This is a genomic window from Okibacterium sp. AC114 (assembly GCF_979253355.1).
Map to the genome: position 1 here is coordinate 1297049 of NZ_CEEDBR010000001.1, position 14231 is coordinate 1311279.

At 67.8% G+C, this 14231-nt stretch carries 16 protein-coding genes, 2 tRNA genes and 1 riboswitch; of the genes, 15 read left to right on the forward strand and 3 right to left on the reverse strand.

Translation table 11 applies throughout. The annotated features are described in order from the left end of the window. The first annotated feature begins 71 nt into the window (after positions 1-71). From gatC to ACZ6IE_RS06240, 4 genes are all read left to right on the forward strand, one after another. Complete coding sequence (gatC, locus tag ACZ6IE_RS06225; RefSeq protein ID WP_077053394.1) at positions 72-371, forward strand: Asp-tRNA(Asn)/Glu-tRNA(Gln) amidotransferase subunit GatC; 300 nt, start codon at positions 72-74, stop codon at positions 369-371. Beyond that, positions 368-1879, forward strand: a complete 1512-nt coding sequence (gatA, locus tag ACZ6IE_RS06230; RefSeq protein ID WP_464607229.1) for an Asp-tRNA(Asn)/Glu-tRNA(Gln) amidotransferase subunit GatA — start codon at positions 368-370, stop codon at positions 1877-1879. The genes gatC and gatA overlap by 4 nt, the downstream gene beginning before the upstream one ends. Continuing rightward, positions 1879-3387, forward strand: a complete 1509-nt coding sequence (gene gatB, locus ACZ6IE_RS06235; RefSeq protein ID WP_464607230.1) for an Asp-tRNA(Asn)/Glu-tRNA(Gln) amidotransferase subunit GatB — start codon at positions 1879-1881, stop codon at positions 3385-3387. Before gatA ends, gatB begins: the two co-directional genes overlap by 1 nt. Positions 3388-3496: 109 nt before the next feature. Next, entirely contained in the window at positions 3497-4099 is a 603-nt protein-coding gene (locus ACZ6IE_RS06240; protein WP_464607231.1) for a hypothetical protein, read from the forward strand. An 8-nt stretch (positions 4100-4107) separates the two neighbouring features. On the opposite strand, the gene ACZ6IE_RS06245 is transcribed toward ACZ6IE_RS06240, so the two are convergent. Beyond that, positions 4108-4683 carry a TIGR03086 family metal-binding protein gene (locus ACZ6IE_RS06245; protein ID WP_464607232.1) on the reverse strand — a complete coding sequence of 192 codons (576 nt, stop codon included), beginning with the start codon at positions 4681-4683 and terminating at the stop codon, positions 4108-4110. A gap of 110 nt (positions 4684-4793) precedes the next feature. Between ACZ6IE_RS06245 and ACZ6IE_RS06250 the strand changes: the two genes are divergently transcribed. From ACZ6IE_RS06250 to ACZ6IE_RS06275, 6 genes are all read left to right on the forward strand, one after another. Beyond that, a complete protein-coding gene (locus tag ACZ6IE_RS06250; RefSeq protein ID WP_464607233.1) occupies positions 4794-6122 on the forward strand; it encodes a DNA polymerase IV in 1329 nt (442 codons plus the stop codon). Then, the gene (locus ACZ6IE_RS06255) at positions 6119-6469 is read left to right on the forward strand and encodes a hypothetical protein (protein ID WP_077053389.1); all 351 of its coding nucleotides are present in this window, start codon (positions 6119-6121) and stop codon (positions 6467-6469) included. The genes ACZ6IE_RS06250 and ACZ6IE_RS06255 overlap by 4 nt, the downstream gene beginning before the upstream one ends. A 44-nt stretch (positions 6470-6513) precedes the next feature. Further along, a riboswitch (TPP riboswitch) is annotated at positions 6514-6623 on the forward strand. Between the two features lie 37 nt (positions 6624-6660). Then, positions 6661-7293, forward strand: a complete 633-nt coding sequence (locus ACZ6IE_RS06260; protein WP_464607234.1) for an ECF transporter S component — start codon at positions 6661-6663, stop codon at positions 7291-7293. A gap of 10 nt (positions 7294-7303) precedes the next feature. Next, positions 7304-8944 (forward strand): ABC transporter ATP-binding protein, encoded by a 1641-nt coding sequence (locus ACZ6IE_RS06265; RefSeq protein WP_464608594.1) that lies wholly within the window; start codon positions 7304-7306, stop codon positions 8942-8944. Then, the gene (locus ACZ6IE_RS06270) at positions 8941-9744 is read left to right on the forward strand and encodes an energy-coupling factor transporter transmembrane component T family protein (RefSeq protein ID WP_464607235.1); all 804 of its coding nucleotides are present in this window, start codon (positions 8941-8943) and stop codon (positions 9742-9744) included. The genes ACZ6IE_RS06265 and ACZ6IE_RS06270 overlap by 4 nt, the downstream gene beginning before the upstream one ends. Continuing rightward, positions 9741-10376, forward strand: coding sequence for an AAA family ATPase (locus ACZ6IE_RS06275; protein ID WP_464607236.1), 636 nt, complete (start codon positions 9741-9743; stop codon positions 10374-10376). The genes ACZ6IE_RS06270 and ACZ6IE_RS06275 overlap by 4 nt, the downstream gene beginning before the upstream one ends. Before the next feature lie 28 nt (positions 10377-10404). Here ACZ6IE_RS06275 and ACZ6IE_RS06280 read toward each other — a convergent pair. Together ACZ6IE_RS06280 and ACZ6IE_RS06285 are read right to left on the reverse strand one after the other, a co-directional pair. After that, positions 10405-10480 (reverse strand) — tRNA-Arg (locus ACZ6IE_RS06280). Between the two features lie 41 nt (positions 10481-10521). Then, entirely contained in the window at positions 10522-10740 is a 219-nt protein-coding gene (locus ACZ6IE_RS06285; protein WP_464607237.1) for an SCO4848 family membrane protein, read from the reverse strand. A 41-nt stretch (positions 10741-10781) separates the two neighbouring features. Between ACZ6IE_RS06285 and orn the strand changes: the two genes are divergently transcribed. The 5 genes from orn (at position 10782) to nadE (ending at position 14173) form a co-directional block, all read left to right on the forward strand. Continuing rightward, positions 10782-11402 carry an oligoribonuclease gene (gene orn, locus ACZ6IE_RS06290; protein WP_464607238.1) on the forward strand — a complete coding sequence of 207 codons (621 nt, stop codon included), beginning with the start codon at positions 10782-10784 and terminating at the stop codon, positions 11400-11402. Positions 11403-11451: 49 nt separating this feature from the next. After that, positions 11452-11527: transfer RNA gene (locus tag ACZ6IE_RS06295), tRNA-His, on the forward strand. 100 nt (positions 11528-11627) lie between these two features. Continuing rightward, positions 11628-12002: a metallopeptidase family protein gene (locus ACZ6IE_RS06300; protein WP_464607239.1), complete on the forward strand. Its 375-nt coding sequence runs from the start codon at positions 11628-11630 to the stop codon at positions 12000-12002. 35 nt (positions 12003-12037) lie between these two features. Then, complete coding sequence (locus ACZ6IE_RS06305) at positions 12038-13291, forward strand: D-alanyl-D-alanine carboxypeptidase family protein (protein WP_464607240.1); 1254 nt, start codon at positions 12038-12040, stop codon at positions 13289-13291. Between the two features lie 60 nt (positions 13292-13351). After that, positions 13352-14173, forward strand: a complete 822-nt coding sequence (gene nadE, locus ACZ6IE_RS06310) for an ammonia-dependent NAD(+) synthetase (protein WP_464607241.1) — start codon at positions 13352-13354, stop codon at positions 14171-14173. Positions 14174-14231: the final 58 nt, after the last annotated feature.

Below are 14231 nucleotides of genomic sequence, written 5' to 3' on the forward strand. Positions count from 1 at the left end.
ATCGGGGCACCCGCCGGAACGCGCGTCGGCCATAGAATTAGGGCACACCACCCCCAATCAGATGGAGTGTTATGTCTGAAATCACGCCGGAGCTGGTGGCGCATCTCGCCAACCTCGCCCGGATCGACCTCGGCGACGACGAAATCCAGAGCCTCACGACAGAGCTCGGCCAGATCGTCGACAGCATCCAGAAGGTGCAAGAGGTCGCCACCGACGACGTCCCCGCCACCAGCCACCCGATCCCGCTCACCAACGTGTTCCGCGACGACGTCGTGGGCGAGACGTTGACCATCGAGCAGGCGCTGCAGAACGCGCCCGAACACGCCGACAACCGCTTCAAGGTTTCGGCGATCCTGGGGGAGGAACAGTGAGCGACATCATCCGCATGACCGCGGCCGAACTGGCCGAGAAGCTGTCGTCGCGCGAGATCAGCGCCGTCGAGGCCACGCGCGCCCACCTCGACCGCATCGCAGCCGTCGACGGCGACGTGCACGCGTTCCTGCACGTCTCAGACCACGCCATCCAGCAGGCCGAGCGCATCGACGAGCGCCGCGCCGCCGGTGAACAGCTCGGCGAACTCGCCGGTGTGCCGCTGGCCGTGAAAGACGTCCTCGTCACCACCGACATGCCCTCCACCTCGGGCTCGAAGATCCTCGAGGGCTACATGTCTCCTTACGACGCCACGGTCGTCAAGCGTGCGCGCGAGGCCGGCCTCGTGCCCCTCGGCAAGACCAACATGGATGAATTCGCCATGGGTTCCTCCACCGAGCACTCGGCATACGGCCCCACCAAGAACCCGTGGGACTTGACGCGCATCCCCGGTGGCTCGGGTGGCGGCTCGGCCGCGGCCGTCGCAGCCTTCGAGGCGCCCCTCGCGCTCGGCAGCGACACGGGTGGCTCCATCCGCCAGCCCGCCCACGTCACGGGCACCGTCGGCATGAAGCCTACCTACGGCGGAGTCAGCCGTTACGGCGCCATCGCGCTGGCCTCGTCGCTCGACCAGGTCGGCCCCGTCACGCGCACGGTGCTCGACGCCGGTCTGCTGCACGACGTCATCGGCGGCCACGACCCGCGCGACAGCACGTCGCTCCGCGACGAGTGGCCCTCCATGGCCGCCGCCGCCCGCGAGGGTGCCACCGGTCAGGTGCTGCGCGGCCTCAAGGTGGGCCTCGTGCGCGAATTCCAGGGCGACGGTTTCCAGGCGGGCGTCAAGAGCCGCTTCGACGAGGCCGTCCAGCAGCTCGAGGCGCAGGGCGCAGAGGTCATCGAGATCTCGGCACCGAACTTCGAATACGCGGTGTCGGCTTATTACCTGATCCTGCCCGCCGAGGCATCCAGCAACCTCGCCAAGTTCGACTCGGTGCGTTTCGGCATGCGCGTTCAGCCCGCAGGCGGCGGAACGGTCGAGCAGGTCATGTCGGCCACGCGCGAGGCCGGTTTCGGTCCCGAGGTCAAGCGCCGCATCATCCTCGGCACGTATGCCCTGAGCGCCGGCTACTACGACGCTTACTACGGCAGCGCGCAGAAGGTGCGCACGCTCATCCAGCGCGACTTCAACGCTGCCTTCGAGCAGGTCGACGTGATCGCCACGCCGTCCGCTCCGACGACCGCGTTCAAGCTGGGCGAGAAGCTCGGCGACCCGCTGGCCATGTACCTCAACGACCTGACCACGATCCCCGCCAACCTCGCGGGCGTTCCTGGCATCAGCGTGCCCATCGGTCTCGCCCCCGAGGACGGCCTGCCCGTCGGCATCCAGTTCATGGCCCCGGCCCGCGAAGACGCGCGTCTCTACCGCGTCGGCGCGGCGCTCGAGACTCTGCTCGACGACGCCCGCGGCCACACCCTCATTTCTGAAGCACCTGCCCTGGGAGGCAAATAATGGCGAAGGATCGGTTGCTCGACTTCGACGAAGCACTCGAACTGTTCGAACCCGTCCTCGGTTTCGAGGTGCACGTCGAACTGTCGACCAAGACCAAGATGTTCTCCGACGCGCCCAACGAGTTCGGCTCGCTGCCCAACACCAACGTGTCGCCCGTGTGCCTCGGCCTGCCCGGTTCGCTGCCCGTCGTCAACGGCCAGGCCGTGCGCTACTCGATCAGCCTGGGCCTCGCGCTCGGCTGCGAGATCGCACCGTCGAGCCGTTTCGCGCGCAAGAACTACTTCTACCCCGACCTGGCGAAGAACTACCAGATCTCGCAGTTCGACGAGCCCATCGCCTTCGAGGGGTCCGTCGACGTCGAGCTGTCAGACGGCACCATCGTGACGGTGCCCATCGAGCGCGCGCACATGGAGGAAGACGCCGGAAAGCTCACGCACGTGGGTGGTTCGACGGGCCGCATCCAGGGCGCGGAGTACTCGCTGGTCGACTATAACCGCGCGGGCGTGCCCCTCGTCGAGATCGTCACCAAGCCCATCTATGGCGCCGAGCACCGCGCGCCCGAGATCGCCAAGGCGTATGTGGCCACCATCCGTGACATCGTCGTGTCGCTCGGCATCTCCGAAGCCAAGATGGAACGCGGAAACCTGCGCTGCGACGCCAACGTGTCGCTGCGCCCCCGCGGCCAGAAGAAGCTCGGCACGCGCACCGAGACGAAGAACGTGAACTCGCTGCGTTCGGTCGAGCGTGCCGTGCGTTACGAGATCCAGCGGCAGGCGGCCATCCTGAAGGGTGGCGGCACCATCACGCAGGAGACGCGGCACTGGCACGAAGACACCGGCGCCACCTCGGCCGGCCGTCCGAAGTCCGACGCCGACGACTACCGTTACTTCCCCGAGCCCGACCTGCTGCCCGTCGAGCCGTCGCTCGAGCTGATCGAGGAGCTGCGTGCGGCCCTGCCAGAGCCCCCGGCCGCGCGTCGTCGCCGCCTGAAGGGCGAGTGGGGTTTCACCGACCTCGAGTTCCAGGATGTCGTCAACGGCGGTCTGCTCACCGAGATCACCGAGACGGTCACGGCCGGCGCGACCCCGCAGGCCGCACGCAAGTGGTGGACCGGCGAGATCTCCCGGCTCGCGAACGCGCAGGGGGTCGAGGCATCCTCGCTCGTCGAACCCGCGCAGGTCGCGGCGCTCACGCGTCTGGTCGACGACGGTACGCTGACCGACAAGCTCGCTCGCCAGGTGCTCGAAGGCGTCATCGCCGGCGAAGGCACCCCGCAGGAGGTCGTCGACAAGCGCGGCCTCGCGGTCGTGTCCGACGATGGAGCGCTCATCGCGGCCATCGACGAGGCGCTGTTGTCGCAGCCCGACGTGCTGGCCAAGATCAAGGACGGCAAGGTGCAGGCGGCTGGCGCCGTCATCGGCGCGGTCATGAAGGCCATGAAGGGGCAGGCCGACGCCGCCCGCGTGCGCGAACTCGTGCTCGAGCGTGCCGCGGCCGTCGAAGAGTAACCACTCGCCGCGGGCGCTTTCAGCCCCGTGACACGTCGAGGGGGTTGAGTCGAGATACACGGGCTCAACCCCCTCGCGCGTTTCCGGAAGCGAGGTCTACGATGACGCCATGCTCGTGGAGGGTACGATCCGTTGGCAGGTCACAGAGGACTGCCCCTGGGACGTGCTGCTCGCGCTTGCGCTCCGGGATCTGGCCGGCCTGGCGGGGGAGTGCGCCGAGACGATCCCGCCCGTGCATCCGGTGCCAGAAGCCGCTGCAGACGCCGACCTCGAGGGAATCGACCGGGTCGCGCTGGCGGCGCAGTGGCGCGGATGGTGGGCCGGGATCATCCTGCGCGAGACGCGACCATTCATGTCGCCCGTGCGCCCGCCGCATTTCGAGGTGTTCGACCGAGCCCTCGAGTTGCAGGAGCTGCTCTATCGACACTATGACGCGGCCATGCGCTGGAGCATCGATCGTCACGCCGAATATGAGCGCTCGGTCCGGCAGCGCGGGTCGTCGCTGCCGGCGATCTACCGGCTCGTCCAGCGTCGACAGCTGCAACTGCGCCGTCAATCCAACTCGTTCCGTGTCGACCTCACGGTGCTTCCGTTGTCGCTCTACGGCGGTTGGGTCGTGGCGCCCGACACGATCGTCGTGAGCTCGTCGCTGCGGGACGATCCCGATGCCTTCCAGGCGTGGTTCGAACCGATCGTCGAGGCGCTCGTGTGAAGGCTGGTCTAGCTGCCGAAGGGGGCGCGCACGTCGCGACCCGTGAGCGCGAGCAGGCGCGACTGCAGGGGAGCATCTTCATCGACCGCGACAGGCGACGCGAATAATCCGGATGCCTCGAGCGTCTCCTTCTGGGGTGCGAAGACGCTCCATACGGCCTCGACCAGGTCGTCGTCGAGCCGCTCGTCGGCACCCACCGCTTTCGCGAGATCCCACGTGTGGATCGCGACATCCGACACCTGCTCGGCGAGGTATTCGCGCACGGTCACGGTGTCATAGCTGAGGTGCACGGGTGCGTCGTGGGATGCTTCCTGCCACGCGTTGGTGGCCCGCTCCGAGTGTCGGTGCCACTCGGCCTTCAGGTCGTCGGACAGCGGGTTGAGCAACCCCTGCGCCTGCCGCGTGGTCATGCCGGTGAGCAGTGCGGACACCCACTGCTGCTCGTCGATCACGTGCTGCACGAGCTGGCGCACGTTCCAGTCGGTGTCGGGCGTCGGGGCATCCCAATCGGTGACCTGTTCGAGGCGGCGCGTGAATTCTTCGTGCGCGGTGCGCTGCAGTGCCAGCCAGTCGTAGTCGGTCATCGGTGCCTCCCGGTCGGTGTGTCCCCGACCACTGTAACGCCCGGGCACGCGAGCCATTCCCGGGCTCCAGCACCCGCTTCGAATGTCGGTGGCGCCTGAGAGAATGAAGTGTGTCCCGCCAAGATGGTCTCTCGCGTCGCGTCTCCGACGACGACGCCTCCGGCGAGGGCGCGCACATTCTGCACATCGATATGGACGCCTTCTTCGCGTCGGTCGAATTGCTCGACTATCCCGAGCTGCGCGGCAAGCCGGTCATCATCGGCAACCCGACGGGCCGCTCGGTCGTCACGAGCGCCACCTACGAGGCCCGCCGCTACGGGGTGACGGCCGCCATGCCCGTGTCGAAGGCTATCCGTCTGTGCCCGCAGGCCGTCATCCTCGAGCCGCATCACGCGCGCTACAGCCATTTCTCGAAGCGCGTCATGGCCATCTTCGAAGAGGCGACGCCGCTCGTCGAGAAGCTGTCGATCGACGAGGCGTTCCTCGATGTGGCCGGCGCCCGCCGCCTGCTCGGCACGCCCGCCGAGATCGGCCGCATGCTGCGCCGGCGCGTCCACGAAGAGACGGGGCTCACGTGCTCGGTCGGTGCGGCCGGGTCGAAGTTCGTGGCCAAGCTGGCGTCGTCGGCCGCGAAACCCGATGGCCTGCTGGTCGTGCCGCCGGCCGAGACGCTGCAGTTCCTGCATCCGCTTCCCATCCGTGCGTTATGGGGTGTGGGTGGGCGCACCGAAGAATCGTTGCTGCGCATGGGTTTGCGCACGGTCGGCGACGTCGCCGCGGCGCCCCTGACCGTGCTCGAGCGGGCGGTCGGCGCGGCCACGGGGCGCAAGCTGCACGAGCTCGCACGCGGCATCGACGACCGGCGCATCGTCACGCAGTCCACCGAGAAGAGCGTCGGTCACGAGGTCACGTTCGACGAAGACATCCGCGATCCGGCGCGCATCAGACGCGAGATCCTCGGCCTGTCCGATCGCGTCGGGCAGCGCCTGCGCGCGGCGGGTCTTTCGGGGCGCACCGTGTCGATCAAGGTGCGATACTCCGATTTCACGACCGTCACGCGTTCGCGCACGCTCGAAGACCCGAGCAATGTGTCGAAGCGGTTCTATGAAGAGGCCGCCGACCTGTTCGATGCGTTGCACACCGATGGCCGCGCCATCCGTCTCATCGGCGTGCGAGCCGAGCAACTGACCGAGGGTGGCCCCGGAGCCCTGCTGTGGGATCCCGACGAAGAGTGGCGCGAGGCCGAGACGATGATCGACTCGCTGCGCAAGAGGTTCGGCTCGGGCGCCATCGGTTCGGCGGCGCTCCTCAGCGGAACGACGCGCACCGGGCGCGATCAGGCGGCGGCCGCATCCGCCCAGCGGGCCGACCAAGCGCGTCGAGAAGCTGACCGCAACCCCTTGGACGGGGAAGCCCCGCAGAGTAACTTTGGGGCATGAGCAACCTTTCACTCGACCTGGCCAACTCCTTCAAATCGCTCGGCGTCTCAACCGTCTACGGTGAGCCTGTCGAGTTCGAGGGGGGCTCCCTCATTCCCGTCGCACTGACCTGGTACGGCTTCGGCGCCGGTGAAGGCGAGAACATCGAAGACGGCGACGAGAACGTCGCCGGTTCGGGTTCGGGCGGTGGCGGCGGTGGTGCCTCTATCCCGATCGGCGCCTACGTCAAGGCGGCCGACGGCATCCGCTTCGAGCCCAACGTCGTCTCGCTCCTCGCCGTCGGCATCCCGGCCATCTGGGTCACGGGTAAGGCCCTCGCGCGCATCATCAAGGCGCTCAAGAAGTAGTCCTCACTTTCTCGGCCCCGCGGCAACTCGCCGCGGGGCTATAATTTTGTCAACACGGGAGTCCGGTGAGCCGGGCTGAGAGGAAGGTTCTCAACCTTCGACCGTCGAACCTGATCTGGATCATGCCAGCGCAGGGAGGCATCCATCTCCTTACCCGTGCCCTCATTCACCGAATAGAAGGGGCACGTATCGTGTCAACGCGCACTGAATCACTCGCACAACCGCAGGCTCCGGCCGCCCCCAGTCCGTTCCGCTGGCGGGTCGTCGACATCGTCGTGGCCAGCGTTCTCGGCGTCGCCGCCGGCATCGTCTTCTGGGCCTGGGGTCTTGGATGGAGCGCCATCAGCGCCCCCTTCCAGTTCCTGCCCGGCCTGCAAGCATCGCTCGCCACCCTGTGGGTGGCCGCCGGAGTTCTCGGCGCCCTCGTCATCCGCAAACCCGGCGCGGCCATCTTCGTCGAAACCGTCGCCGCGGCCGTCTCGGCCCTCGTCGGCACCCAATGGGGAGGATTCCTCACCATCGAGGCCGGCATCGTGCAGGGCCTCGGCGCCGAAATCATCTTCCTGCTGTTCTTCTACCGCGTCTGGAACCTGCCCGTCGCTATGCTCGCCGGCGCCGGCGCTGGTCTCGCCATGGCCATCAACGACCTGGTGCTGTGGTACCCGGGTTCGGCGTTCGGCTTCGTCGCCGTCTACACGATCTCGGCGATCATCGGTGGCGCCATCGTCGCCGGAGTGTTGCCGTGGCTCGCGGCCAAGGGGCTCGCTCGCACGGGCGCGCTCGATCGTTTCGCGTCGGGACGGGCATCCGCTCGACGTGTCTGACGACGAGACAATGTCGGTGCGCCCGGCCGGGGTCGAGGCCCGCGGCTGGGCGTTCCGGCACGCCAGCCGGCTCGCCTGGGCGGTCGACGGGCTCGACCTGTCGATCGAGCCGGGGGAGCGCGTGCTACTCCTCGGGCCGTCGGGTGCCGGCAAGTCGACGCTCATCCAGGCCCTGGCCGGCGTTCTCGGAGACACTGCCGACGAGGGCGAATCACGAGGTTCCCTTCTCATCGACGGGATGCTTCCCGCCGCCGTCCGCGGTCGTGCGGGCCTCGTGTTGCAAGATCCAGACTCGCAGGTGATCCTGGCTCGTGTGGGTGACGACGTGGCCTTCGGCTGCGAGAACCTCGGCGTCGACCGCGGCGAGATCTGGCGGCGTGTGGGCTGGGCACTCGATGCGGTGGGTCTCGATGTGGCGCTCGATCATCCCACGTCGCAGTTGTCGGGTGGGCAGAAGCAGCGGCTTGCGTTGGCCGGTGTGCTGGCGATGCATCCCGGCCTGTTGTTGTTGGATGAGCCCACGGCCAACCTCGACCCCGCGGGTGTGGCCGAGGTGCGGCATGCCGTGGCGCGCGTGCTCGAACGCACGGGCGCGACGCTCGTCGTGATCGAACACCGGGTCGACACCTGGGCGTCGGTCGTCGACCGCGTCGTCGTGCTCGAACCGAACGGCGGCGTCAGCGCGGATGGCTCGGTCGAGCGGGTGTTGGGGGATGCCGCGACGGCCGAGCGTTTGCGCGAGGCGGGTGTGTGGGTGCCCGGGTGGCGCCCCGAGGCTCCCGCGCGGCGTACCCAGCCCGGAACGAGTTCGGGCATCGCATCGGGCTCCGCCTCTGGAACGGCCACGGGTGCTGGTGCGAATGCTGGTGCTGGTGCGGGTGCGGGTGCGGGTGCTGGTGCTGGTGCTGGTGCCGACGACGGTGTGTTGCTGCGCGCAACCGGCCTGTCCGTCGGACGGCCCGGTCAACATCCCGTGCAGACCGATCTCTCGCTCGACCTGCGCGACCGAGAACTCCTCGCGATCGAGGGCCCGAACGGTGCCGGCAAATCGACCCTCGCGCTCACTCTCGCGGGCCTGCTCGCCCCACAGGCGGGCTCGGTGACCGCGAGCGACCTGCTCCGGGGCGATAACCGGGTGGATGTCTCACCCCACCGCTGGCGATCGCGAGAACTCCTCACCCGCATCGGCATGGTCTTCCAAGACCCCGAGCATCAGATCCTCAAGCCGACCGTGCGCGAAGACCTCCTGGTGGGTCCGCGCGCCGTCGCGGGTGGGAGCTCACGCAGGGCGCTGCCCGCCGACATCCTCGCCCGTGTCGACGAGGTGCTCGAGCGTCTGCGCCTCACGCATCTCGCCGAGGCGAACCCTTATACGCTCTCCGGCGGTGAGAAACGACGCCTCTCGGTGGCCACGGCGCTCGTCACGGGGCCGCGCGTGCTCGTGCTCGACGAACCGACGTTCGGGCAGGATGCCCGCACCTGGCGCGAACTCGTGGCGCTGCTCGCCGAGCTCCGAGACGGAGGTACCTCGATCGTGGCCGTCAGCCACGACGCCGACTTCGTGCGCGTGCTGGCCGACCGCCGCATCGAGGTGCGCGCGACGAGCGGGGCCCACCGAACGGATGAGCGCTTCGGGGGAGTGATCGCATGACGACCGCATCAGCGATGCCCGCCGAATCCACCCGCCCAGGCCCCGTCATCTACCGCATCAACCCGGTCGCCAAGCTCGCGGCCACCATCCCGCTGAGTCTCGCCCTCGTGCTCACGCTCGACTGGCTCTCGGCCACGGTCGCCCTCCTGCTCGAACTCGCGCTCCTCGGCTGGGCCGGCCTCGGCTGGCGGCAATTCTGGCGCCGCACCCTGCCCATCTGGCTGGCGGCTCCGCTCGCCGGGCTCAGCATGGTGCTCTATGGACAGGCTTCCGGCGAAACCTATGTGCAGTTCGGCATCCTGCACGTCACGGATGGTTCGATCGCGATCGGTGTGGCCACGGCTCTGCGCATCGTGGCCATCGCTCTGCCCGCTGTCGTTCTCTTCGTCACGATCGATCCCACCGATCTGGCCGACGGGCTCGCCCAGATCGTGAAGCTCCCGGCCCGTTTCGTTCTCGGAGCCCTGGCCGGCCTGCGCATGGTCGGCCTCTTCATCGACGACTGGCGTTCGCTGGCCCTCGCTCGTCGGGCCCGCGGCGTCGCCGACTCCGGCCGTCTGCGACGTTTCGCGGGCCAGAGCATCGCGCTGCTCGTGCTCGCCATCCGCCGCGGTTCGAAGCTGGCCACGGCCATGGAGGCCCGCGGCTTCGGCTCGCCCATCCCGCGCACCTGGTCGCGCGTCTCACGTTTCCACCGAGCGGATGCCGTCCTCATCCTGATCGGCATCGGCATCGCTGCGGCGGCCGTCGTCGTCAGCGTTTCGGCGGGCACCTGGAACTTCATCCTGGGCGGCTCATGACCGACCTCGCCTCGCTGACGGATCTCGTGCGGCGCGCCTGGGCGGCAGCGCCGGACGATAGATCTGCTCGCCTCAGGGACGGCGCGACCTTCTCTGCGCCGCCCTCGACAACCCATTCATCGTCGACACCGCACGCGCCGGCCGCGAGGCTCCTCCTCATCGACGGCCCCAGCGGCTCGGGAAAATCGACGCTCGCGGACGAGTTGCACGCTGCTCTCTCCGACACGGGCGCCATCCTCATCCGCATGGATGAGATCTACCCGGGCTGGGGCGGCCTCGACGAGGCGACCACCATCCTCGCGCGCGATGTGCTGGGCCCCTGGCGTCACGGCGAGCCCGCGGGCCACGCGCGCTGGGACTGGGCGGCCGACGCTGCGGCGGGATGGCGCGACATTCCGCCGGGACATCCGCTCATCGTCGAGGGATGCGGCGCCGCGAGCGGCTGGACAGACGACCCCGCCGCCGTGCTCGTGTGGGTGGAAGCATCCGACGAGACTCGCAAGCGCCGTGCCCTCGAACGGGACGCGGGCACCTTCGACGCCCACTGGGAGATGTGGGATGCCCAGTGGCGCAACTATCTCGCGCGGGCGGACTATCGGGCGCGAGCCGATGCCGTCGTCCGCACCGACTGAGGCGCTCGGCGCTCAGTGCCACGAGAAGTGGTGCCCCCGGCAGGATTCGAACCTGCGACCAAGAGATTAGAAGGCTCCTGCTCTATCCCCTGAGCTACGGAGGCGAAGGGTTGCCCTTCCAGGTTATCGCAGCCGCCGGGCGGTCTCAGGCCTGCACGAGGCCGATCACGCCGAAGACGGCCGATACGAGCGCGATGAGAAGCGAGATGCCGATCAACACGGCGTGCACGATGAGGAACTTGGTGGGCTTGCCCGCGGCATCCCGAGCGCGTGTGTCTTTGCTGACGCGTTTGTAGAACTGGGGCCAGACGATGGCGTTCCAGACGGCGTTCACGAGAAGCAGGATGGCGAGGGTAACGGTCACGCGCTCAATCCTATGTCGGGGGCCCACACTAGGATCGAGGCATGGGTAGCGTTACAGACCGCCTCGTGTGGATCGATTGTGAAATGACCGGGCTCGACCTCGCCGTCGACGAATTGGTAGAGATCGCCGTGGTCATCACCGACTTCGACTTGAAGCCTGTCGACGAGGGCATCAGCATCGTCATCAAGCCAGATGCCTCGGCGCTGGCCAATATGGGCGAGTTCGTGACGAACATGCACCAGACCTCGGGCCTTCTCGAAGAGATCCCCAACGGCGTGAGCCTGGCCGAGGCCGAATACGAGACGCTCGAGTACATCCTCAAGCATGTGCCCGACCAGCTGAAGGCGCCGCTGGCCGGCAACAGCATCGGCACCGACCGCGCGTTCCTCGCCAAGTTCATGCCGCGCGTCGACGCGCACCTGCACTACCGCAACGTCGATGTGTCGTCGATCAAGGAGCTGGCCAAGCGCTGGTTCCCGCGCGTGTACTTCAACGCCCCCTCGAAGAACGGCGGCCACCGTGCCCTCGCCGACATCCTCGAGTCCATCCGCGAGCTCGACTACTACCGCCACGCCGTGTTCGTAGCCGACCCCGGTCCCTCGAGCGACGAGGCCAAAACCGCCGCTCAGGCGAGTGTGGACAAGTTCGCCCTGGATATGTAATACACTTTTCTAGTTGCGTTCGAGCCCGAGAGGGATTCAGACGCGCATGGTGGGTATAGCTCAGTTGGTAGAGCGCCTGATTGTGGTTCAGGAGGTCGCGGGTTCAAGCCCCGTTACTCACCCCAAGTAGAATTCGATGCCAGAGGCACTCTGGTTCCGGCGAGTCGCGTTCGCATCTCGGCCGGGTGTTCGAACCGATCCGCACGAATGTGACCGGAGGCTCCGATGTCGACGCACCCCGGTTTCGAACCCCTCGACGTCGCAGCGGGACCCTTCGAGGAACTCGTCGTCGACGAACTCGACGAGCTTCCCGACGACATGGTCGACGGCCTCGACAACATCGTCTTCGTCGTCGAGGACCGCCCCGAGGACGGCTCGCTGGACCTGCTCGGCCTGTACGACGGTGTCGCGCTGACGGAGCGCGGCCAATACGGCTTCGGCGAAATGCCCGACCGCATCGTCCTCTACCGCGAACCACTCCTCGCCATCTCACGCGACCTCGACGAGCTGCGCGACCAGATCCACGTCACCCTGGTGCACGAGATCGCCCACTTCTACGGCATCGACGACGAGAAGTTGCACGAACTCGGGTGGGGCTAAACGCCCACGCCCGGTCATCCGGTTACTCTGACCACATGAGTGCCTCTTACCGACCCCGTGCGCGGTGGGGTCGCATCATCGGGATTCCGCTCGGAACCCTCGCCATCCTGGCCGTCGGCCTCTACGGCCCGGCCACGCTCATCGGCCCGCTGCCGGCCGCCACGTTCGAACCAGCGGCCGCCGCGACCAGCGAGGTCATGGGCACGCCTGTCGCTCTTCCAGAAACCGGTTCTTCGGCCGTCACCCTGGCTGACGTCGACGCACCCATTGCCACCGCGGGCACCTCAGATCCTCTGCCGGCGGCCGGCACCGTGAAAGTCATCACGGCCCTCGTCGTCCTCGACAAACATCCGCTCGGCGCCGGCGAGCAGGGCGCCACACTTCCGATCGAGCGCGCCGATTTCGATTCCTACACCGATTACGCGAAAAACGGCGCACGAACGGTTCCCGTCTTCCTCGGCGAGAACTGGACGCAGCTCGAGATGCTGCAGGCGCTGCTGCTCGGTTCGTCGAACAACCACGCGGACTCGTTGGCGCGCTGGGCCTTCGGCAGCACCGAGACGTTCGTCACTGAAGCCAACGCCTGGCTGCGCGAGAACGGCATGCAGAACACGACGCTGGCGGACGCGACGGGGCTCTCCGAGCAGTCTGTGGCGACGGCATCCGATCTCGCGCGCATCGCCCAGCTAGCCGACGACAACGAGGCCATCTCGGCGATCGTGTCCAACCCGTCGACGGCATTGGCGTCCCGGCGCGGCGTCGACAACACCACCGCCTATCTCGCCGACCTCGGCGTGACGGGCCTCTCGCGCAGCTACACGGATGCAGCGGGCGTTAGTTTCCTCTACGCCGCCACGGTTTCCAAGGAAGGACAGAGCCTCACCTTCTACGGCGCCTACGTCGGACAGCCCGACTACGAGAGCCTCGAGGCGAGCGTGCGGGCGCTCATGGATTCGGCCCAGGCGGGAGTTCAGATCGCGCCGCCGTTGCCCGCGGGCACGGTTCTCGGCACGGTGACGTCGGCCTGGGGCCGCGAGGCCGACGTCGTGGCCGGGCGCCTCGCCCCGCGCATGGTGTGGAAGACCGACACCGCAAAACCCGTCGTCACCCTCGACGAGGTGCGTATCGCGACGAAGGGCCAACGCATCGGCACGGCCACCGTGACGGCTGCGGGCGCCGAAAGGGATGCCCCGGCGCTGCTCGAGGCGTCGCTGCCCGACCCCGGTCCGCTCTGGCGCCTGTCGCACCCCGTGCCCGTGATCGCGGAGCTGATCGCCTCCTGGAAGTGAGGCAGCCTCCGCCCAGTCGGGGGGGGCGTCCGTGGTCGCGTCGCGGAGTAGATTGGTCGCATGCGTGAACGTCAAGCTGAGATCATTGCCGAATTGGATGTCCGCTCCGAGATCGATCCCGCCGCGGAGGTCGAGCGCCGGGTCCGTTTTCTGACCGACTACCTCGAGACGACCGGGGCCGGCGGGCTGGTGCTGGGCATCAGCGGTGGCCAAGATTCGTCGCTCGCAGGCCGCTTGTGCCAGCTCGCGGTGGAACGTCGCCGCGAATCCGGAGCCGAGGCATCGTTCATCGCCGTCCGCCTGCCCTATCAGGTACAGGCCGACGAAGAGGACGCCCAGCTCGCGCTGTCGTTCATCGAACCCGACCGCCAGGTCGTCTTCAACATCCACCGCGCCGTCGAGGGTTTTGCGGATGAATTCCGCGACGCGGCCGGCGAGAACATCACGGACTTCAACAAGGGCAACGTGAAGGCCCGGTCTCGGATGATCGCGCAGTACGCTCTTGCCGGCCAATACGGGTATCTGGTGGTCGGCACGGATCACGCGGCCGAGGCCGTGACGGGCTTCTTCACGAAGTTCGGAGACGGGGGAGCCGACATCCTGCCCCTCAGCGGTCTCACGAAACGTCAGGGCGCGGCGGTGCTGCGCCATCTGGGGGCCCCCGCCCGTCTGTATGAGAAGGCGCCCACGGCCGATCTGCTCGACGAGAACCCGGGCCAGACCGATGAGGACAACTTAGGGCTGGTTTACGCCGACCTGGACGACTTCCTCGAGGGCCGCGAGGTCGACCCGGCCGTCGCCGAAGCTATCGAGGCGCGTTACGCGGCGACGCGGCACAAGCGCACCGTGCCTGTGTCACCCGCCGACGAGTGGTGGCGTTGAGCGTATAACGACCGGAACATAGAGGAAGGCGCCCGTCCCGAGTGGGGAGGGCGCCTTC